Origin of the sequence: Pseudomonas rhizosphaerae, from assembly GCF_000761155.1 — a bacterium.
Taxonomy (GTDB): domain Bacteria; phylum Pseudomonadota; class Gammaproteobacteria; order Pseudomonadales; family Pseudomonadaceae; genus Aquipseudomonas; species Aquipseudomonas rhizosphaerae.
The window spans coordinates 3239116-3259187 of the sequence record NZ_CP009533.1; the positions used below are offsets into that span (position 1 = coordinate 3239116).

Annotated in this window: 17 protein-coding genes; 2 read left to right on the forward strand and 15 right to left on the reverse strand. The window is 62.9% G+C overall.

What is annotated here, in order from left to right; genetic code table 11:
* Positions 1–21 precede the first annotated feature (21 nt).
* Complete coding sequence (locus tag LT40_RS22070) at positions 22–735, forward strand: methyl-accepting chemotaxis protein (RefSeq protein WP_410904602.1); 714 nt, start codon at positions 22–24, stop codon at positions 733–735.
* Between the two features lie 134 nt (positions 736–869).
* On the opposite strand, the gene LT40_RS14350 is transcribed toward LT40_RS22070, so the two are convergent.
* The 15 genes from LT40_RS14350 to LT40_RS14420 all read right to left on the reverse strand — a co-directional run bounded on the left by LT40_RS14350 (position 870) and on the right by LT40_RS14420 (position 19397).
* The gene (locus tag LT40_RS14350) at positions 870–1604 is read right to left on the reverse strand and encodes an amino acid ABC transporter ATP-binding protein (protein ID WP_043193705.1); all 735 of its coding nucleotides are present in this window, start codon (positions 1602–1604) and stop codon (positions 870–872) included.
* Complete coding sequence (locus tag LT40_RS14355; protein WP_043191411.1) at positions 1597–2559, reverse strand: amino acid ABC transporter permease; 963 nt, start codon at positions 2557–2559, stop codon at positions 1597–1599. Before LT40_RS14355 ends, LT40_RS14350 begins: the two co-directional genes overlap by 8 nt.
* 75 nt (positions 2560–2634) lie before the next feature.
* Positions 2635–3432, reverse strand: a complete 798-nt coding sequence (locus LT40_RS14360) for a transporter substrate-binding domain-containing protein (RefSeq protein ID WP_043191414.1) — start codon at positions 3430–3432, stop codon at positions 2635–2637.
* A gap of 235 nt (positions 3433–3667) precedes the next feature.
* The gene (mdoH, locus tag LT40_RS14365; protein ID WP_043191417.1) at positions 3668–6244 is read right to left on the reverse strand and encodes a glucans biosynthesis glucosyltransferase MdoH; all 2577 of its coding nucleotides are present in this window, start codon (positions 6242–6244) and stop codon (positions 3668–3670) included.
* Entirely contained in the window at positions 6237–7925 is a 1689-nt protein-coding gene (locus LT40_RS14370) for a glucan biosynthesis protein G (RefSeq protein WP_162473360.1), read from the reverse strand. Before LT40_RS14370 ends, mdoH begins: the two co-directional genes overlap by 8 nt.
* Before the next feature lie 320 nt (positions 7926–8245).
* Complete coding sequence (dtd, locus tag LT40_RS14375; protein ID WP_043191419.1) at positions 8246–8683, reverse strand: D-aminoacyl-tRNA deacylase; 438 nt, start codon at positions 8681–8683, stop codon at positions 8246–8248.
* A complete protein-coding gene (pip, locus tag LT40_RS14380; protein WP_043191421.1) occupies positions 8680–9651 on the reverse strand; it encodes a prolyl aminopeptidase in 972 nt (323 codons plus the stop codon). Before pip ends, dtd begins: the two co-directional genes overlap by 4 nt.
* Positions 9652–9741: 90 nt before the next feature.
* Positions 9742–10887: a PheS-related mystery ligase SrmL gene (gene srmL / locus LT40_RS14385; protein ID WP_043191423.1), complete on the reverse strand. Its 1146-nt coding sequence runs from the start codon at positions 10885–10887 to the stop codon at positions 9742–9744.
* A gap of 147 nt (positions 10888–11034) precedes the next feature.
* On the reverse strand, positions 11035–11856 hold the full coding sequence (locus tag LT40_RS14390; protein ID WP_043193709.1) for a quaternary amine ABC transporter ATP-binding protein: 822 nt from the start codon (positions 11854–11856) through the stop codon (positions 11035–11037).
* The gene (locus LT40_RS14395) at positions 11853–12704 is read right to left on the reverse strand and encodes an ABC transporter permease (protein ID WP_043191425.1); all 852 of its coding nucleotides are present in this window, start codon (positions 12702–12704) and stop codon (positions 11853–11855) included. Before LT40_RS14395 ends, LT40_RS14390 begins: the two co-directional genes overlap by 4 nt.
* 45 nt (positions 12705–12749) lie before the next feature.
* Positions 12750–13718, reverse strand: a complete 969-nt coding sequence (locus LT40_RS14400) for an ABC transporter substrate-binding protein (protein ID WP_043193711.1) — start codon at positions 13716–13718, stop codon at positions 12750–12752.
* Positions 13719–13831: 113 nt separating this feature from the next.
* Positions 13832–14542 (reverse strand): histidine utilization repressor, encoded by a 711-nt coding sequence (gene hutC / locus LT40_RS14405; protein ID WP_052393436.1) that lies wholly within the window; start codon positions 14540–14542, stop codon positions 13832–13834.
* Positions 14543–14710: 168 nt separating this feature from the next.
* The gene (locus LT40_RS14410) at positions 14711–15235 is read right to left on the reverse strand and encodes a lipocalin family protein (RefSeq protein ID WP_420329692.1); all 525 of its coding nucleotides are present in this window, start codon (positions 15233–15235) and stop codon (positions 14711–14713) included.
* 286 nt (positions 15236–15521) lie between these two features.
* A complete protein-coding gene (locus LT40_RS14415) occupies positions 15522–16532 on the reverse strand; it encodes a class 1 fructose-bisphosphatase (protein WP_043191430.1) in 1011 nt (336 codons plus the stop codon).
* Between the two features lie 414 nt (positions 16533–16946).
* Positions 16947–19397, reverse strand: coding sequence for a glycogen/starch/alpha-glucan phosphorylase (locus LT40_RS14420; RefSeq protein ID WP_043191432.1), 2451 nt, complete (start codon positions 19395–19397; stop codon positions 16947–16949).
* A gap of 187 nt (positions 19398–19584) precedes the next feature.
* On the opposite strand from LT40_RS14420, the gene LT40_RS14425 reads away from it, so the two are divergent.
* On the forward strand, positions 19585–19995 hold the full coding sequence (locus tag LT40_RS14425) for a YkgJ family cysteine cluster protein (protein ID WP_043191436.1): 411 nt from the start codon (positions 19585–19587) through the stop codon (positions 19993–19995).
* The last annotated feature ends 77 nt before the right edge of the window (positions 19996–20072 follow it).

The following is a 20072-nucleotide window of genomic DNA, read 5'->3' on the forward strand; positions in this document are numbered from 1 at the left end:
ACCGATCAAGTGGCCACCGCCATGAATGAAATGGCCGCCACCGTGCAGGAAGTGGCGCGCAATGCCGAAGAGGCGTCGGAGGCCGCTGTGGCCGCGGACCAGCAGGCGCGCGAAGGCGATCGCGTGGTCAGCCAGGCTGTGGGCCAGATCGAACGCCTGGCGGCCGAAGTGCTGCACTCCAGCGAAGCCATGAATCAGCTGAAGCAGGAAAGCAGCAAGATCGGCGGGGTGCTCGATGTGATCACCTCCGTCGCCCAGCAAACCAACCTGCTGGCCCTCAACGCGGCAATCGAGGCGGCGCGTGCCGGCGAGGCAGGTCGCGGGTTCGCCGTGGTGGCCGACGAAGTGCGCAGCCTGGCCCAGCGTACCCAGCAGTCGACCGAAGAGATCCAGTCGCTGATCGCCTCACTGCAAACCGGCACTCACCAAGTGTCCAGCGCGCTGGACAGCAGCCGCGAGATGACCGACAGCAGTGTGCAACTGGCTCGACGCGCCGGTGAGTCGTTGAGCAATATCACCCGCACGGTGTCGGCGATCCAGGCGATGAATCAGCAGATCGCGGCAGCGGCGGAGCAGCAGAGCGTGGTGGCCGAGGAGATCAACCGCAGCGTGCTGAATGTGCGCGACGTTTCCGAGCAGACGTCGGCGGCGAGCGAGGAGACGGCCGCCTCGAGCATCGAGCTGGCGCGGCTGGGGACACACCTGCAGGGTTTGGTGGGACAGTTCAAGGTTTGAGGTTGGGTGGTGGGCTGCGGGCCTCTTCGCGGGCAGAGGGCTCGCCGCCCGCCCCGCTCCCACAGTTCCAAGACTCCTGTGGGAGCGGGTCTCTGCCCGCGAAAGCGGTCTGCGGATCGGCGCAGGAACCTGGGCTACAACACCTGCCGCAAGAACGCCTGTGCCCGGGGGTCCTTGGGTGCGTCGAAGAACTCGGCCGGGGGTGCGTCTTCCAGCAACCGACCGTGGTCGAAGAACAGCACCCGGTCCGCCACTTCACGGGCGAAACCCATTTCATGGGTGACGCACACCATGGTCATGCCCTCCTCGGCCAAGGTCTTCATCACTTCCAGCACCTCACCGACCATCTCCGGGTCGAGTGCCGAAGTCGGCTCGTCGAACAGCATCACCTTGGGGTCCATGCACAACGCCCGGGCAATGGCCACGCGCTGCTGCTGGCCGCCGGACAGCCGTGACGGAAACGCGTCGGCTTTCTCGCCGATGCCGACCTTGGCCAACAGCGCACGGGCCTTGGCCTCGCGCTCGGCCTTGCCGCGCTTGCGTACCACCTTCTGCGCCAGGCAGAGGTTTTCCAGCACGGTCATGTGCGGAAACAGGTTGAAGTGCTGGAACACCATCCCGACTTCGCGCCGATAGGCATTGATGTTGGTCTTGGGGTCGTCGAGGCGCAGGCCGTCGATGCTCACCGAGCCCTGATCGAATGCCTCCAGGCCATTGAGGCAGCGCAGAAACGTCGACTTGCCCGAGCCCGAAGGGCCCAGGACCACCAGCACCTCGCCCTTGGCCACTTGGGTGCTGACCTGATCCACCGCGCGCACTACCTGACCGCGGGTATTGAACACCTTCAACAGGTCGCGTACTTCAATCACTTTGCGCAAGCCTCCGCTCGAGCCGGCTGGCGAAATACGACAGCGGCAGGTTGATGACCAGGTACAGGGCAGCCACGCAGAACCAGATCTCGAACGTCGAGAACGACGTAGTGATAGCCTCGCGGCCACTCTTGGTCAGCTCGGTGATGGCAATCACCGAGACCAGCGACGTGTCCTTGACCAGGCTGATGAACTGCCCCGCCAGCGGTGGCAATACCCGCTTGAACGCTTGCGGCAGGATCACGTGGCGCATCGACTGGCCGGCATCCAGGCCCAGCGAACGGGCCGCCTCGCCCTGGCCCTTGGCGATGGACTGCACGCCCGAGCGCACGATCTCGGCGACGTAGGCACCGGTGAACAGCGCCAGCGCCGCCACCCCGGCGAATTCGCGCGAGAGATTGAGTACGGTACCGATGAAGAAATAGAAGATGAAGATCTGCACCAGCAGTGGCGTGCCGCGTACCAGTTCCACATACACCGTCGACAGATGGCGCAAGGTGGGGTTGCTCGACAGCCGGCACAGCCCGGTGACTAGGCCCAGCAGCAGCCCGAATACGCCAGACACCAGTGACAGCCACAGGGTCGTCCACAGGCCCCAGGCGATCGGTCCGGCCGTCCAGTGCCGGGTCACGCCGATCTGGTCGCCTTCGGAGACGTCATCGCCCTCCTGAAGCACGACACTGCCGGCGTCCACCCGTAACACCTGCTCGCCGCCGTCTTCGTCGCGCAGGGTGACTCGCGTCTGCCCGCCCTGCCCAGTGATCTGCTCGACGCTGCCGTAACCCTCGGCGCGCTGCGGTTGTTCGGCCTGATAGACGAAGTATTGCGGCACCCGATTCCAGTGCCACTCGTAAGAGATACGCGAGGTCGCGGCGTACAAGCTGAAAGCCAGGCCGATGAGGACCAGCGCGGTCAGCCCGTGCCAGGGCCATTGGGCTTTGTGGTGTTTGATCACAGGGGGTTCAATCCGCTAGAAAACCGCCGCGCGAGGCAAGCCCGCGCGTCAGGGAGCGTCTGGCCAGAGGCGCAGTCACTGCATTTCGTCGAGCCAGTTCTTGTTCACGAACCACTTCTTGTGGATGCGATCGTAGCTGCCGTCTTCACGGGCCTGGCGCAGGAAGTTGTTGATGAAATTGAGGCTGTCGTAGTCGCCCTTCTTCAAGCCGAACGCCAGCGGTTCGTAGGTGAAGGGCTGGTCGAGGTAGACCAGCTTGCCGTTGCCGACCTTGTCCACGGCGACCACGTTGTAGGGCGAATCGTAGATGAACGCATCGGCCTTGCCGTTGACCACGTCGAGGACCGCTTCGGGCTCGTTGTCGTAGCCGTGGTATTGCGCCTTGGCGATCAGCTTGCGCGCCACGAACTCACCGGTGGTGCCGACTTTGGAGGTGATGCGGTAGTCTTCCGAGTTCAGGTCCTTGTAGGTCTTGACCTTGTCGGCCAGTTCCTTGCGAATCAGCAGGGTCTGGCCGACGACGATGAACGGATCGCTGAAGTTGATGCGCAGGTTGCGTTCCTGGGTCAGGGTCAGGCCGCTGCCGATCATGTCGAACTTGTCGGTCATCAGCGCCGGGATGATGCCATCCAGGCTGGTCGATACCAGTTCCAGCTTGACGCCCATGGACTTGGCCATGGCCTTGAGCAGGTCGACCTCGAAACCGATGATTTCGCCGCGCTTGTTGGTCATCTCGAACGGCATGTAGGTCGGGTCCATGCCCACGCGCAACGTGCCGCGCTTGACCGCTTCATCGATAGCGCCCGCTTGCGCCGAACCCACGGCCGCCATGGCCATGACGCCGAGCAGCAGCATCGACAGATACTTGTTCATCACCAATTCCCCTAGCCAACTTCGGGCACGACCCGGCCTGGGCGCACCATTTCGGGGTGCGATCCTAACTCAAACGGGGGTTCGGACAAAGTTTGGTACTGAAATTAGTGCCGGATGGCACTGTTGCGGGGCATCGCGGGGATATTGGGTGCGACCTTCGCGGCCACTGACCGCTCCTACAGGTGTTTGGAGATTCCTGTGGAAGCGGTCATTGGCCGCGAATGGGCCAACGCGGTCAGGCGTTCTGCAAGCCTGCCGCCGGTACCACGCCGAGCGGTTGCACGGGCTGCGCCGGGCGTTCCGCTTGCTTGGACTGACGCCACGCATCCAGCCAGGCCGTGTTCTGATCGGCCCAGACGTGCTCGTGCAGACGCGAAATCGCCACCGGATCGCTGAGCAGCGACATGCGCGTGTTGTTGTCGAGCTTCAGCGGACCACCTTCCAAAGCCTGATGGACCCACTGTGCACGCATGCTCTCGATCGGTGCGGCCTTGCCGTGACGCGCCGTACCCAGGCCATAGGCCAAGGCGTTCTGACGCGGATCGACGACCGCACGAACGAAACCGTCCTTGAGCGCATTGTCGCGGTTTTCCTGGGTATAGCGATCGGTGGACAGCAGTTCCTGCGGCGTGTCGTACTCCTCGGGAATCAGGAACAACTTGTCTTCCCGTGCCTGCACACCCAGGTTGGTCCGGCTGGAAATCACCGAGACCGGGATCGACAGCATCAGCGAGCCCACGATCGGCGTCAGCCACCAGAGGAAGCTGGGGTTCAACCAGATCACCAGCGCAGCCCAGGCCGCGCCCAGCAAGGTTTGCGAACCATGACGCTTGATCGCTTCGCTCCACGGCGTGGAGTCGTCGTCACGTTGCGGCGAATTCCAGGTGGCGGCCCAGCCCAGGAACGCAGCGAGCACGAAACGGGTGTGGAACAGCATGCGCACCGGCGCCAGCAGCATCGAGAACAACATTTCCAGCAGCATCGACAAGGTGACCTTGAAACGGCCGCCGTATTCCTTCGCGCCCTTGGCCCAGATCAGGATGATGCTCAACAGCTTGGGCAGGAACAGCAACACGATGGTGGTGGAGAACAGCGCCACCGCCTTGTCCGGATGCCATTGCGGCCACAATGGGTACAGCTGTCGCGGCGCCAGGAAGTAGGTCGGCTCCATCAGCGTGTTCACCGCCAGCAAGGCCGTGGACAGCACCAGGAAGAAGAACCACAACGGTGCCGACAGGTACGACATCACGCCGGTCAGGAACACTGCCCGGTGAACCGGGTGCATGCCCTTGACCAGGAACAGGCGGAAGTTCATCAGGTTGCCGTGGCACCAGCGTCGATCGCGCTTGAGCTCGTCGAGCAGGTTGGGCGGCAACTCTTCGTAGCTGCCCGGCAGGTCGTAGGCAATCCACACGCCCCAGCCGGCACGGCGCATCAGGGCCGCCTCGACGAAGTCGTGGGAGAGGATCGCACCGGCGAAGGCACCTTTGCCCGGCAGCGGCGCCAGGGCGCAGTGCTCGATGAAGGGCTTCATGCGGATAATCGCGTTATGCCCCCAGTAGTGCGATTCGCCCAACTGCCAGAAGTGCAGACCGGCCGTGAACAGCGGACCGTATACGCGGGTGGCGAACTGCTGCATGCGTGCATACAGGGTGTCCATGCCCGACGCCTTCGGCGCGGTCTGGATGATGCCCGCGTCCGGCGTCGCTTCCATCAAGCGCACCAGGCTGGTCAGGCATTCGCCGCTCATCACGCTGTCCGCATCGAGTACGACCATGTAGCGGTACTCGCTGCCCCAGCGACGGCAGAAGTCGTCGAGGTTGCCGCTCTTGCGCTTGACCCGACGACGACGACGGCGATAGAAGATGTGCCCGAAGCCACCGGCTTCGCGGCACACTTGCAGCCAGGCCTGTTGCTCGGCAACGGCGATGTCGGGGTCGTTGGTGTCGCTGAGCACGAAGAAATCGAAGCGATCCAGGTCGCCGGTCGCCTTGACTGATTCGAACGTGGCCCGTAGACCCGCGAAAACGCGGGTCACGTCTTCGTTGCAGATTGGCATGACCAACGCGGTACGCGCGCCTGCCTCGATCGGCTCATTGCCGGCGCTGGCACCGGAAATGCGGTACTTGTCGCGACCGGTGAGCAATTCGAGGAAGCCCATCAGCGCCGTCCAGAACCCCGCCGATACCCAGCAGAACAGGATACCGAAGAGGATCAGGATGCTGGTCTGCAGGAAATACGGCAGCACTTGGGTGGCGGTCTGCATGATCGGCTGACGAACCACTTCGTCGAGGTTGACCATGCCCCAGCCCTGGTACGGCATGATGCCTTTCATGTACCAGCCGGCGACGATGGTCTGGCCGAGCATCAGCACCAGCAGGATGTAGCGACGCATCGAACCGACCCAGCGCCAGCGCGCCTTCGGCAGCTCACGCTTGTCACTGGTCGGCTCGGGCTTGCTGGCCTTGCCGGTCAGCTTGCGCCAAACCCGGACCAGCACGTTGGTGCGCCACGGCTCGGGAATCACCAGGGTGCGGTTGATCGGTGGCGTGGCCTTGAGCTGCAGGCGGCCGCTGGCGTCGACGCCGAGCATCTCGGCCTCTTCCAGTTCGGCAGCCGAATCGAGCAGCAAGCGCTGCTCGACCGAGTTCTGTGCGCCAAGCACGGCATCGTGCGCCGGGCGCCCGGACAGGCGCTCGTGCAGTTCGGTGAAGGACGTGCAGCTGGCAAGTTCTGCGCGCTGTGCGTCCCCCAGGGGCAATTGAGCCAGGTATTCGCCAAGCGATTCTGGCCGAGCTGGAGAATTAGTCATCGGCGGGCAACTGGTAGCTCCAGGTTTCAGTCAGAACCTGTTCGGTCTTGACCGGTTCGGTAGGTGCAGCAGGTGCAGCTTCAGGCGCAGCGGGTGCCGGAGCCTGCGCCACTTCGGCAGTCTTTTCGGCCTTGGCGTGTGCCTTGTCGTGCTTGGGCACAGCCTTTTCCTCGACCGGCTCGGCGGCCTTGACCGGCTCCACCGGCAGATCCTTGACCAACGCCGCACGCATTTCCACGGCCTTGTTGGGATCCTTGACCTTGACCCGCAGGGTCAGGCGCCAGCCCTTGGTGACCGGGTTGTAACGAACGTTGTTCTCGACCAGCTCGCCGTTATCGTCGACGCTGACCTGGCTGCGAACGCTGGTGTCTTCGGCCAAGGCGGCCAGTACCGGACCTTCGTAGTCGATCAGGAAGGCGATGCTGCCATCGGCCTGACGGATCAGGTTGGATTGCTTCACGTCACCCGTCGAGCGCAGGGTCTGGTTGACCCAGGCAACGTCGGGCGAGTGGAACTCGTCTTCGTCCATCGTCCAGTGCAGGCGGTAGTTATGCTCCAGCGCCTGGCCGGGTTCCGGGATCTTTTCCGGATTCCAGAACGCCACGATGTTGTCGTTGGTTTCGTCCGCAGTCGGGATTTCCACCAGGTCGACGGTGCCCTTGCCCCAATCACCCTTGGGCTCGATCCACGCGCTTGGACGCTTGTCGTAGCGGTCGTCGAGGTCTTCGTAACGGGAGAACTCGCGGCCACGCTGCAGCAGACCGAAGCCACGCGGGTTCTCGACGGTGAAGCTGCTGACGGCCAGATGCTTGGGATTGTTCAGCGGACGCCACAGCCACTCGCCATTGCCGGCGTGGATGGACAGGCCGGTGGAGTCATGCAGCTCGTCACGGTAGTTCTGCACGCGGGACGGCTGGTTGGAGCCGAACAGGAACATGCTGGTCAGCGGCGCGATACCCAGGCGGCTGACGCGATCACGCAGGAACACCCGCGACTCGACGTCGACGGTGGTGTCCTTGCCCGGACGCAGGGTCAACTTGTAGGCACCGGTGGAGCGCGGCGAATCAAGCAGGGCGAAAATCACCAGCTGCTTGTCGCCTTCGTTGGGGCGTTCTACCCAGAATTCGCGAAACCGCGGGAACTCTTCGCCCGACGGCAGTGCCGTATCCAGGGCCAGGCCACGGGCCGACAGGCCATACACCTGACCTTTGCCGATGACGCGGAAGTAGCTCGCGCCCAGCATGGTCATGATTTCGTCCTGTTTGTCCGCCTTGTTGATCGGGAACAGTACGCGGAAACCGGCGTAGCCCAATTGCTCGGTGGACTTGGGATCGAACTGCAGGTCGCCGAAATCGAAACGGCTAGCGTCGTACTTGATTTCGTTGACGGTAGTGGCGGTGACTTCGTTGATCTTCACCGGTGTGTCGAAGTGCATGCCCTGATGATAGAAGGACAGCTTGAATGGGGTCTTGGCGTCAGCCCATTCGGCGTTTTCATTGCGGAAGCGGATCTTCTGATAATCCGCGAATTTCATGTCGCGAAATTCTTTGGGCAGATTGCTGCGCGGCGCTTCGAACTTCTGACCGGCAAGCTCCTTGGCGCGTCCGGCAACATCATCCAGGCTGAAAGCCCAGAGCTGGCTGGCGCTGAACAGGCAGAACAACGCAGACCCGGCCAGCATCGCATTGCGCAACCGGGTACGGGGTGTTCTTGAAGCATTTAAAGGACTAACAATCACGAGCAACCCTCGCCGAAAACATATCGAAAAACCAACGGCCAGCAGTCTTGCGCCGGGTTGGCGAGCACTGTTCCGACTCCAAAAGGGCTTAATGATTCCCCAAGCGGAGCCGGACACGCTTCAAACTGGAAATACCGGGTAGCAAAATGTGGCCCCCCTGGCGCGCGATTATCTAGTACGTCGCGTCACAACGCATCAGGGTAGCCCAAGTATTTATGCTACGAAGAGCGGTCAAGGTCCGCAAAGTCGCCAGCAATAAGCCACTAAATTTGTAACAGGAAGGTTACAGGCCCGTCGTTGGTCAAGCTTACCTGCATATCGGCACCGAATTGCCCGACCTGAACCTGTGGATGGGCTTTTTTTGCAGCCTCGACAAGGTGGTCGAACAGCGCCTGTGCCGGGGCCGGGGCGGCTGCGGTGGAGAAGCCGGCGCGCAGGCCGCTGCGGGTGTCCGCCGCCAGGGTGAACTGCGACACCAACAGCAGGCCGCCGCCGATGTCCTTGAGCGACAGGTTCATCTTGCCCTGCTCGTCGCCGAACACCCGGTAGTTGAGCAGCTTGTGCAGCAGCTTGTCGGCACTGGCAACGGTGTCGTCGGGCTCGACGGCCACCAGCACCAGCAGGCCCTGGTCGATGGCGCCGATGGTTTCACCGGCCACCTCGACACGCGCCTGGCTGACCCGCTGCAGCAGTCCCTTCATGCTTCTTCCAGGGGCAGGTCCAGCAAACGCCGGGCCATCTGTTCGGCGGCGCGTACCAGGGCATCGGTGATACCCGGCTCGGAGGCGGCGTGGCCCGCGTCGCGAATGACCTGCAGTTCGCTGTTGGGCCAGGCCTGGTGCAGCGCCCAGGCGTTGTCCAGCGGGCAGATCACGTCGTAGCGGCCGTGCACGATGACCGCCGGCAGATGGGCGATGCGCGGCATGTCGCGGATCAGCTGGTCCGGTTCCAGGAAGGCGTTGTTGACGAAGTAGTGGGTCTCGATGCGCGAGATCGACAAGGCCCGGTGCGGCTCGGAGAAGCGATCGACCACCAATGGGTTGGGTCGCAGGGTGGCGGTACGGCCTTCCCACATGGACCATGCCTTGGCGGCATGCATCTGCGCGATCTGGTCGTTGCCCGTCAGGCGCTTGTGAAAAGCCTGCAGCAGGTTGCCGCGCTCTTCGGGCGGGATCGGCGCGATGTAGTCCTGCCAATAGTCGGGGAACAGGCGGCTGGCGCCAGCCTGGTAGAACCATTCGATCTCCTGCGGACGGCAGAGGAAGATTCCGCGCAGGATCAAGCCATGCACGCGTTCCGGGTGAGTCTGTGCATAGGCCAGGGCCAGCGTGGAACCCCAGGAACCGCCGAACAGGACCCACTTGTCGATGCCCAGGTGTTCGCGAATGCGCTCCATGTCCGCCACCAGCCGCCAGGTGGTGTTGTTCTCGATGCTGGCATGGGGCGTGGAGCGGCCACAGCCGCGCTGATCGAAAGTCACGATGCGATAGACGTTGGGATCGAAATAGCAACGGCTCTGCGCGTCGCACCCCGAGCCCGGGCCGCCGTGGATGAACAGCACCGGCAAGCCCTCCGGCGAACCGCTTTCGTCGACATACAGCACGTGCGGCTCTTCCACGGCCAGATCATGCCTGGCGTAGGGTTTGATCTGCGGGTACAAGGTTTGCATCGTGCGCTCCGTTGGAAGTTGGGTCTCTGCCGTGGGCCATCATAAACCCGAATGACCGCTTGGCGCATTCTCCCTATCCATTGCAGGGTTTCACAAGCGCTCTCCCACCAGGTAGGCACCACCTGGCACGCCTTGGTGAAGGGCCACACGGATGTCGCGGTACAGGTCATCGGCCTGCTGCGCGCTCAGGGACTGGGCGTGATCGCGCAGCACCACCTGCAACACCAGGTTGTGTTGGCCACGCACGATGCCCAGGCGCTTGATGGTCAGCGAGGGCAACTCTTCGAACGGCCAGCGGCCCCGGATGTGCAGCTCCTCGATCCAGCCAGCGCGGTAGCCGGCCACCTGCAGGACCTGCTCGGTGATGTCCTCGATGCCGAGCCCCGGCGCCACCGCCAGCGACAGGTCACGACTGATCGCCGGCTGGCGATACAGCGGTTGCCAGGCCTTGAGGTCGGTCATCTGCGCCTGGACCTGGGGATGGCCATCGCGCAGCAGGCGGATGTCCGGAACGCCCTTGCGCAGCATGGCCAGGCGATCCAGCCCCAGACGCAGGACCAGCCCGCCATGGGCCTGGGGATCGACGTCCAGGCGTTGCAGGAACGCCGGGCAGATGCAGCCACAGGCGAGGATGTCCACCGGTGCCTGGCGCGTGACCAGGCTGATATTGAGGCCATCGCGGGTGAAGCCGCAGGCTCCGGCGCTGTGCCCCCACATCCGTCCCGGCACGGCGATGTCCAGCACGTCGCCCACCAGCCGCAGCAACTCCTGGTGGTTGCCCAGCGCGGCATCGCCCAGGACCCAGATGTCCATCTGGTGCGGCTCGGCGCAATGCCAACGGTCGCGGATGTCGCGACGAAAAGTAATGCCCGGGGCGGCGAGCATGATGGTTTCGCCCGGTGTTCGCCGCCCCGCCGCCGCTTGCAGGCCAGTGATGACTGCACTGCTGGTCTGGGTGCGCAACAGCAGCTCGTCATCGACCCAACAGCTGTGAGTGCCGATGTCATCCATCACCTGTGGATCGTCGCCGCTGAGCTGGAAGTTTTCCACGGCCGAGATGATCCGCGGCCCCTTGTGCACTTCGGCCAATGGCCAGCCCTGGCGCACCAGGCCGGCAAGCAGATCCCTGACCAGCAGGCGCACGGCATGGGGCGGCTCGCAGGCATCGGTCAGGTCGGCAATGCGCAGCGCTTTGTGTATGGCTTCATGGCTGAGATAGTGCTTGGTGACGGACATGCAGGCATTCCTTGTTCCTGGGCGAATGCCTGCACGCTAGGCAGGGTATTGCGGGACAACAATCAGAAAAGTCTGAAAAACCGCTTTTTCAGAAACATCCGACAGAAACGTCTGACAAGGACCTGAGAATTCGTACCGGTGACCGCCTCAAACCGCGACGCTGCGCCGCTGGACGAACCGGTCGACGTAATCGTCGGCCGGGTTGTGCAGGATTTCCTTCGCGGTACCCGCCTGGATCAGGCGCCCGTCCTTGAGGATGGCGATGCGGTTACCCAGGCGAATCGCTTCGTCCAGGTCGTGAGTAATGAACACGATGGTCTTGTGCAGGCGGGTTTGCAGTTCCAGCAACTGGTCCTGCATTTCCGCGCGAATCAATGGATCCAGGGCGCTGAACGCTTCGTCCATGAGGATGATGTCGGTGTCCGCCGCCAATGCCCGCGCCAGGCCTACGCGTTGGCGCATGCCGCCGGACAGCTGCTGCGGATAGGCACGTTCGTAGCCGTTGAGGCCGACTGCCTCGACCCAGTGCTGGGCGCGCTCCTGGCACAGCGCCTTGCTCTCGCCGCGCACCTTGAGGCCGTAGGCAACGTTGTCCAGCACGCTCTTGTGCGGCAACAGGCCAAAACTCTGGAACACCATGCTGATCTTGCGCCGGCGAAATTCACGCAGGGCCTGCATGTCGTAGCGCAGGATGTTTTCGCCATCCACCAGAATCTGGCCGCTGGAGGGGTCCACCAGTCGGTTGAAATGCCGCACCAGGGTCGACTTGCCCGAACCGGACAAGCCCATGATGACGAACACCTCGCCGGCAGCGATCGACAAAGACAGGTCGTCGACCCCTACCACGCAGCCGGTGGCGGCCAACACCTGCTCCTTGCTCTGGCCTTGCTGGCTCAGCGCCAAGGCCTCTTTCTCGCGCTTGCCGAACACCTTGTAAACGTTGCGCACTTCGATCTTGGGCGGGTTCATCGGCCTACCTCGTGACGGGGACGACCATAGGCCTGGGTGATGCGGTCGATCACGACCGCCAGAATAACGATGGCCAGCCCCGCCTCGAGGCCCTTGCCCACGTTCAGGGTCTGGATGCCCACCAGCACGTCCTCGCCCAGGCCGCGGGCGCCGATCATCGAGGCAATCACCACCATGGACAGTGCCATCATGGTGGTCTGGTTGATGCCCGCCATGATGCTGGGCAGCGCCAGTGGCAGTTGCACGCCGAACAGTTGCTGCCAACGGTTGGCGCCGAAGGCATTGATGGCTTCCATGACCTCGCGATCGACCTGACGAATGCCTAGATCGGTCAGGCGAATCAGCGGCGGCGCTGCATAGATGACGGTGGCGAAGATGGCAGGCACCTTGCCCAGCCCGAACAGCATCAGCACCGGAATCAGGTACACGAAGCTGGGCATGGTCTGCATAATGTCGAGCAGCGGCATCAATACCGCGCGCAGTCGGTCGCTGCGTGCGGCAAGAATACCCAGGGGAATGGCGATCACCACGGAAATCAGCGTGGCCACGAGCATCAGGGCCAGGGTCTGCATGAGCTTGTCCCACAGGCCCACCGCCCCCACCAGAAACAACAGGCCGACGATGACTACAGTGGTCAACCATTTGCGTGAGGCATGCCAGGCAATGCCGCCGACGATGGCCAGCATCAGCCACCAGGGCGTCATGCGCAGCAGGCTTTCCAGGTTGACGATGGCCCACAACAAGGTGTCGGAAATCTGCCGGAAGACATCGCCGTAGCGGGTAACCAGCGCATCGACGCCGTCGTTGACCCAGTTGGCGATGGAAAAGGTGAAGCTTTCAGGAAACATGGGGCGCTCTCGATGCAGGGGGCTTTCTCGATACAAGCGAAAGAATCAGAGCGCAGCCTGAATCTTCACGGCAGCCGCTTCGCTGACCCACGGCTTCCAGACCTCGGGGTGTTCCTTGAGGAACAGACGGGCCAGCTTCGGCGATTCGATACGCTCGCGGCTCATGCGCGCCAGGTTCTGGTTGAGCAGGTCGATGGGCAGGTTGACCTTTTCGAACACGGGAAGCAATTCCGGCGCCCCCTCGTGGAAAGCCTTGGACAGCCCGACCTTGATGCTGATGGTCTTGTCCACGCCCGGTTTTTCCGCCAGCTTGACCACATCGACCTGGCCCAGCAGCGGGGTCGGTGACCAGTAGTAGAACAGGATCGGCTCACCACGCTTGTAGCTCGACAGCACGGCAGCATCCAGGGCCGGCCCGGTGCCCGGGCGGAAATTGGTGTAGCTGTCCTGCAAGCCATAGCTCTTGAGCATCTCGCTGTTTTCCAGCTCGCAGGTCCAGCCGGCCGGGCAGTTGTAGAAGCGGCCTTTGTTCGGTTCTTCCTGGTCCTTGAACACCTTGGCGTATTTGCCCAGGTCGGAGATGGCGGCAAGGTCGGGGGCCTTGGCGTCGAGGCCGCGCTTGGCGTCGCCTTCGATTACATAGCGCGGCACGTACCAGCCTTCCACGGCGCCGGTGATCGGTGCGCCGATGCCGACCACCTTGCCAGCCTGCTCGGCCTTGTTCCAGACCTCGCTGCGACCGACCCATTCCTCGGCGAACACCTGGATATCGTTACTGCCCAGGGCACTTTCCATGGTGATGGAGTTGCCGGGCAGGCTGTCGGTCTTGCAGTCGTAGCCATGCTCCAGCACGAACTGCAGCAGGTCGGTGAGCAGCATGCCGCTTTCCCAGTTCAGGCCGGCGAATTTCACCGGCTTGCCCGATTCGCACCACCCAGCGGCTTGGCTGCTGCTGGCAGCGGCCAGCAAGCCCAGGGACAGGGTCATTGCCAGGAGGGTCTTGTTCAGTTTCATCGGGTCCTGCTCCACATAGGCCATGGTCACGGCGATCTATGGGTGTGACCGCACGATGAGCCATTGTTCTGCGCGACGAACGGCAGATTGGCATATTTGTGCCGAGAGCAGGCCTATTTGGTGAAGCGGCCTTCCAGCCGATGGCGCGAGCCAGGGTGGATCAGGCGCGCGGCGGTGACCGGCGTCTTGCCCGACCAGGTACGTCGCAAGATCAGCAGGCACGGTTCGCCGCGTTCGATCTGCAGCAACTCGCACTCCCTTGGGTTGGCCAGCATGGCCTCGACCACGTGCTCGCCGGCGGTCAGGGGTGCCACGCGGGTCAGGTAGGCGTACGGGGTCTCTTCGACGAAATCCTGTTGCAGGTATTGCGGCGCGATCTGGGCGTTGACGTAGCGATCCTCGACCTGAACCGGGATGTCGTTCTCGTAATGCACGATGATCGAATGAAACACTCGCTGGCCTTCGCGCATGTTCAGGGTCAGGGCACGCTCGGCACCGGCGGCCTCTTCTTCCAGCAGTACCAGGCGGCTGCTGTGGCGATGGCCGCGGGCGGCGATCTCGTCGGCAACGTTGTGCACTTCGAACATCGCCGACTGGCTTTTCGGTTCGGCCACGAACGTGCCCACACCCTGCATGCGCACCAGCAGGCCTTCAGCCGTCAGCTCGCGCAGGGCGCGGTTGATGGTCATGCGGCTGAAACCCAGTTGATTGACCAGTTCGCTTTCCGACGGCACCCGGTAGTGCGGCGGCCAGGTACCGTTGAGGATCTGCACCGCGATCATCTGTTTGACGCGGGCATACAAGGGCGCCGGACTTTCGCCCATCTGGGCAGCCAGCGCAGGGACAACAGGCGGAGTCGGCACGGGAATTCCTTGATTGATTCGTTGAGGCACAGCGAGCGACATTGTACCGCGACTAGCGCCTGGGCAGTAACGCGACTAGCGCTTGGGCGGGACAACTCTATACGGCACCGGCGCTAGTCGGGTACGTCGTCACTTGCCGATGTCGGCATCCGCCGCGCGCCAGATCAGGCGACTGGTGTCATAACCCTGCTGACGCGCCTTGGCCAGCATCCGCTCGCGCACCGCCGTGGAGATCTGCGGCGTGCGCGACAGCAGCCACAGGTACTTGCGGCTCGGGCTGCCGACCAGCGCATGCTCGTATCTGTCGTCCACGTCCAGGACCCAGTAATCGCCCTTGGCCAGGCCGGGGACCATCCTGGAGAACCAGTTGTCGAACACTACCCACAGCTTGTCGGTCTTGCCCGGAACCTGAGGCGAGGCGGTGCCATTGGCCTCCTGCCATTCACCATTTTCGGTGCGGCAACGGTTGAGCACGCCAATGTTGCCATCGGTTTTCAGGGTGTAATGGGCTTCGGATTGGGCGCAGTTGCGCTGGAAGAACATGGGCAGCCTGGCCACTTCGTACCAGGTGCCCTGGTAGCGCTGCAGGTCCACGCTGTCGACGGTGCGAGGCGCCATGCTGGCGTCGGGGGCGTTGCTGCAGCCGGCGATCATCAGCGACAGACACAGAAGCAGCAAGGCGAACTTGCGCAACGACATGGGGGGCTCTCCTTGAACGGCAGACACGTAGGGTGTGCAGCTTAGAAGAGCGCAAACCGCGCGGGTTCCAATTGCGACCCTCACGGCTTGTGGCTTGGGGCTTGTGGCCTGTGGGAGCGGGCTCTGCCCGCGAAGGCTTCACCGCGATCTGCCTGACACACCGCGTAGACCTTTTCGCGGGCAAAGCCCGCTCCCACAAGGAGGGGCGGGCATCTGCCGGAGCTTGTCAGCCGTGCAACGTTTACTCGGTGTGGTAACCGGTGACGCGCTCGACTTCCTGCTTGGAACCCAGGAACACCGCCACACGCTGGTGCAGGCCTTCTGGCTTGATGTCCATGATGCGCTGGCGGCCGTCGGTCGAAGCGCCACCGGCCTGCTCCACCAGGAACGACATCGGGTTGGCTTCGTACATCAAACGCAGCTTGCCTGGCTTCTCCGGCTCGCGGCTGTCACGCGGGTACATGAACAAGCCACCGCGGGTCAGGATGCGGTGCACGTCGGCCACCATCGAGGCGATCCAGCGCATGTTGTAGTTCTTTTTCAGCGGGCCTTCTTCACCGGCCAGCAGCTCGTCCACGTACTTGGTCACCGGGGCTTCCCAGTGGCGCTTGTTGGACATGTTGATAGCGAATTCGGCGGTGGTTTCCGGAATCTGGATGTTTTCGTGGGTCAGCACGAAGCTGCCCATCTCGCGGTCCAGGGTGAACCCTTTCACGCCATTGCCCAGGGTCAGGATCAGCATGGTCTGCGGGCCGTAGATGGCATAGCCGGCAGCGACCTGCTCGGTGCCCGGCTGCAGGAAGGCATGTTCCTTCAGGCTGTCATTCTGGCTCAGGTGCTCGGTAGGGCAGCGCAGCACCGAGAAGATGGTGCCGACCGAGACGTTGACGTCGATGTTGGAGGAGCCGTCGAGGGGGTCGAACACCAGCAGGTAGGCACCCTTGGGGTACTGGCCGGGAATCTGGTAGGCGTTGTCCATTTCTTCGGACGCCATGCCCGCCAGGTGGCCGCCCCATTCGTTGGCTTCGAGCAGGATGTCGTTGGACAGCACGTCCAGCTTCTTCTGCACTTCGCCTTGGACGTTTTCGGTGCCCATGCTGCCAAGCACGCCACCCAGGGCGCCCTTGGACACCGCATGGCTGATCTCTTTGCACGCGCGCGCCACCACTTCGATCAGGAAGCGCAGATCGGCCGGCGTGTTGTTGCTGCGGGTCTGCTCGATCAAGTAGCGACTCAGGGTAACGCGGGACATGGACGACTCCGGAGTAGAAAAGGGGGTGGGGGTAAAGCCCGCACAGTTTACACGGGTGCGGCCAAACCTAGCGAGCGCTAGCCACGCCGCGGTAGCTATCAGATCGCTATCAATGAGGATAGTTCGATGGAGAGGGCCCTTCGCGGCCGATGACCGCTCCCACACTTACCCACTGTAGGAGCGGTCTGTGGCCGCGAAAAGGCAACGCGGTGTATCAGGGGTACCTCCGCATGCCCTTCGCGGCCGATGACCGCTCCTACACCTACCCACTGTGGGAGCGGTCTGTGGCCGCGAAAAGGCAACGCGGTGTATCAGGGGTACCGCCGCATGCCCTTCGCGGCCGATGACCGCTCCTACACCTGCCAACTGTGGGAGCGGTCTGTGGCCGCGAAGGGCGCGCTGCGGTCTAGAGCCTCACTCCAGCGCCTGCCAGATATCCTGCGCATACTCGCGGATGGTTCGGTCGGAGGAGAACCAGCCCATGCGGGCCGTGTTGAGCACCGCCATGCGCCACCACTTGTCGGCGTCATGCCAAGTGTCTTCGACCTTGCGCTGCGCATCCCAGTACGCGTCGAAATCGGCGCACAGCAGGAAGCGGTCGTAGCTGGTCAGCGAATCGATCAACCCCGCGTAGCGCGACGGATCGTCGGGCGAGAACACCCCACCGCGAATGGCCTGCAGCACATCGTTCAAACGATGGGAGGCCGCTACATCACCATAGGCACTGAAACCGCCGGCATGCTTGCGTTCCTCGACCTGGGCCGCGGTCATGCCAAAGATGAACATGTTCTCCTTGCCCAGGAAATCGCACATTTCCACGTTGGCGCCGTCCAGCGTACCAATGGTCAACGCGCCATTGAGGCCGAACTTCATGTTGCTGGTGCCCGACGCTTCGTAGCCAGCGGTGGAAATCTGCTCGGACAGGTCGGCAGCCGGGATGATGCTTTCGGCCAGACTGACGTTGTAGTTGGGCAGGAACACCACCTTGAGCAAACCGCGCACGGTCGGATCGTTGTTGACCACCCGCGCGATGTCGTTGGCCAGCTTGATGATCAGCTTGGCCTGGTGATAGCTGGCCGCCGCCTTGCCGGCGAAAATCTTAACCCGCGGCACCCAGTCCGTCTCAGGCTCGGCGCGGATCGCCTGGTACAGCGCCACGGTGTGCATCAGGTTGAGCAGTTGCCGCTTGTACTCATGGATACGCTTGACCTGGACGTCGAACATCGCCTCGGGATTGACCGTGACGCCGACGCGCTCGTGAATGATGCGCGCCAGCGCCTTCTTGCTGTTCAGACGCTGTGCAGCGAAAGCCCTGCGGAACTCGGGCTGCTCGGCGAACGGCTCGAGGTTCTTGAGCAGCCCTTCCGGGTTGTCGAGCAATTCCGGGCCGAGCTTGTCGACCAGCATCGCGGTCAGCTCGCTGTTGGATTGATACAGCCAGCGACGGAACGTGATGCCGTTGGTCTTGTTGTTGATCCGGTCGGGATAGAGCTTGTGCAGCTCGGAGAACACCGTGCTGCGCATCAACTGGGTGTGCAGGCCGGACACCCCGTTGACGCTGTGCGAACCCAGGAACGCCAGGTTGCCCATGCGCACGCGGCGACCGTTGTCTTCTTCGATCAGCGACACGGCGCGCAGTACATCGACATCGTGCTGGCCTTTGGCGCGCAGCGAATCGATGTGATAGGCGTTGATCAGGTAGATGATCTGCATGTGCCGCGGCAGCATGCGCTCCATCAGGCCCACCGGCCAGGTTTCCAGGGCCTCGGGCAACAACGTGTGGTTGGTGTAGGCCAGGGTGTTGACGGTGATTTCCCATGCCGTGTCCCACGCCAGACCATATTCGTCCACCAACTGGCGCATCAGCTCTGCCACGGCGATGGAAGGGTGCGTGTCGTTGAGCTGGATCGCCGCCTTGTCGGCCAGGTTGAGCAGGCTGTCGTTACCGTTCAGGTGACGACGCAACAAATCGTGCAGGGAGGCCGAAACGAAGAAGTACTCCTGGCGCAGGCGCAACTCCTGGCCGGCCTCGGTGCTGTCGGCCGGGTACAGAACCCGGGAGATGCTCTCGGCACGGGCGACTTCGGCGACGGCGCCGAGGTGGTCGCCGGCATTGAAGCGCTCCAGGTGCAGGTCTTCTATCGCGCGCGCGCGCCACAGGCGCAGGGTGTTGACGCTGGAGCCGCGCCAGCCGACCACCGGCGTGTCGTAGGCGATGGCGCGCACGGTTTCGCTGGGCCACCAGACCTGCTTCTGCTGGCCTTCGCTGTCGGTGACGGTTTCCACATGGCCGCCGAAGCTGATCGGGTAGATCACTTCCGGACGCTCGAACTCCCAGGGGTTGCCGAAATTCAGCCAGTTTTCCGTCTGCTCCTGCTGCCAGCCATCGACGATGGCCTGGCGGAACAGCCCGTGTTCGTAGCGGATGCCATAACCATGAGCCGCAACGCCCAGGGTCGACATGCTTTCCATGAAGCAGGCCGCCAGGCGCCCGAGGCCACCGTTGCCCAGCGCCGCATCGGGCTCGAGCAGGCGGATGCGCTCCAGATCCACGCCCAGATCGGTCAGGGCCTCGCGGGCGATGTCCAGCAGGCCAAGGTTGCTCAGGCTGTCGTAGAGCAGCCGGCCAATGAGAAATTCCAGGGAGAGGTAATAGACCCGTTTCTGGCCTTTGCGGTAGATCTGCCGGGTGTGATCCATCCAGTGCTCGACCATGTGGTCGCGCGCGGCCAAAGCAATGGCCTCGAACCAGTCGTGGTCGAATGCGTGATCGGGGTCCTTGCCCACCGCATAGGTGAGTTTGGCGAGTACAGCAGCGCGGAAATCGGCCACCTCGGCGTCACGGACAAGCGGTTCCTGAGACATGCAATGCGTCCTCGGGGAAATTGACGATACTGGATGGAATACCTGAGCCTAGACGCTTCGACACACGCCGAAAGCTCAGGTTCGTAACTTTGCACCATACGCGCAGTTTCGGGCAGAAGGTTGTTCACTTTTTCACCAATGCCGGTATGATCGCGCGCCCTGTTCCATCTTGCCTGATGACCTGACGATGAAAAGCTCTTTGATTGCCGCCGCCGAAGTGGACCGCCTAGACACCTGGCAGAAATATTCCGCACCGATGTGCGGTGCCTGTATCTCGACCTGCTGCACGCTGCCGGTGGAAGTGAAGATCAAGGACCTTATCCGTATCGGTGTGGTGGATGAGTTCGAGATAGGCGATCCGCCCAAGAACGTCGCCAAGCGCTTGCAGAAGGACGGCATCGTCGAACGCTTCAACCAGAAGTCAGGCATTTTCACCCTGACGCGCATGAGCAACAACGATTGTCTGTACCTGGACAAGAAAAGCCGCCTGTGCACGATCTATGAAAAGCGTCCGGACACCTGCCGCAACCATCCCAGAATCGGGCCCCGCCCCGGCTACTGCGCCTATCAGCCCAAGCCGGTATCGCGCCAGGGCTGAGTGCCTGTGGGAGCGGTCTGTGGCCGCGAAGAGACCTGCGAGGTGTGTCAGCCGGACCGCGGTGCTGCCTTCGCGGC

Excerpts from the sequence above, each read along its gene's own strand:
- LT40_RS22070 (WP_410904602.1), top strand. The coding sequence starts at position 22 with ATGAATGAAATGGCCGCCACCGTGCAGGAAGTGGCGCGCAATGCCGAA.
- LT40_RS14360 (WP_043191414.1), bottom strand. The coding sequence starts at position 3,432 with ATGAACAAGTATCTGTCGATGCTGCTGCTCGGCGTCATGGCCATGGCG.
- mdoH (WP_043191417.1), bottom strand. The coding sequence starts at position 6,244 with ATGACTAATTCTCCAGCTCGGCCAGAATCGCTTGGCGAATACCTGGCT.
- LT40_RS14370 (WP_162473360.1), bottom strand. The coding sequence starts at position 7,925 with ATGCTGGCCGGGTCTGCGTTGTTCTGCCTGTTCAGCGCCAGCCAGCTC.
- dtd (WP_043191419.1), bottom strand. The coding sequence starts at position 8,683 with ATGAAGGGACTGCTGCAGCGGGTCAGCCAGGCGCGTGTCGAGGTGGCC.
- pip (WP_043191421.1), bottom strand. The coding sequence starts at position 9,651 with ATGCAAACCTTGTACCCGCAGATCAAACCCTACGCCAGGCATGATCTG.
- srmL (WP_043191423.1), bottom strand. The coding sequence starts at position 10,887 with ATGTCCGTCACCAAGCACTATCTCAGCCATGAAGCCATACACAAAGCG.
- LT40_RS14390 (WP_043193709.1), bottom strand. The coding sequence starts at position 11,856 with ATGAACCCGCCCAAGATCGAAGTGCGCAACGTTTACAAGGTGTTCGGC.
- LT40_RS14395 (WP_043191425.1), bottom strand. The coding sequence starts at position 12,704 with ATGTTTCCTGAAAGCTTCACCTTTTCCATCGCCAACTGGGTCAACGAC.
- LT40_RS14400 (WP_043193711.1), bottom strand. The coding sequence starts at position 13,718 with ATGAAACTGAACAAGACCCTCCTGGCAATGACCCTGTCCCTGGGCTTG.
- hutC (WP_052393436.1), bottom strand. The coding sequence starts at position 14,542 with ATGGGCGAAAGTCCGGCGCCCTTGTATGCCCGCGTCAAACAGATGATC.
- LT40_RS14410 (WP_420329692.1), bottom strand. The coding sequence starts at position 15,235 with ATGATCGCCGGCTGCAGCAACGCCCCCGACGCCAGCATGGCGCCTCGC.
- LT40_RS14415 (WP_043191430.1), bottom strand. The coding sequence starts at position 16,532 with ATGTCCCGCGTTACCCTGAGTCGCTACTTGATCGAGCAGACCCGCAGC.
- LT40_RS14420 (WP_043191432.1), bottom strand. The coding sequence starts at position 19,397 with ATGTCTCAGGAACCGCTTGTCCGTGACGCCGAGGTGGCCGATTTCCGC.
- LT40_RS14425 (WP_043191436.1), top strand. The coding sequence starts at position 19,585 with ATGAAAAGCTCTTTGATTGCCGCCGCCGAAGTGGACCGCCTAGACACC.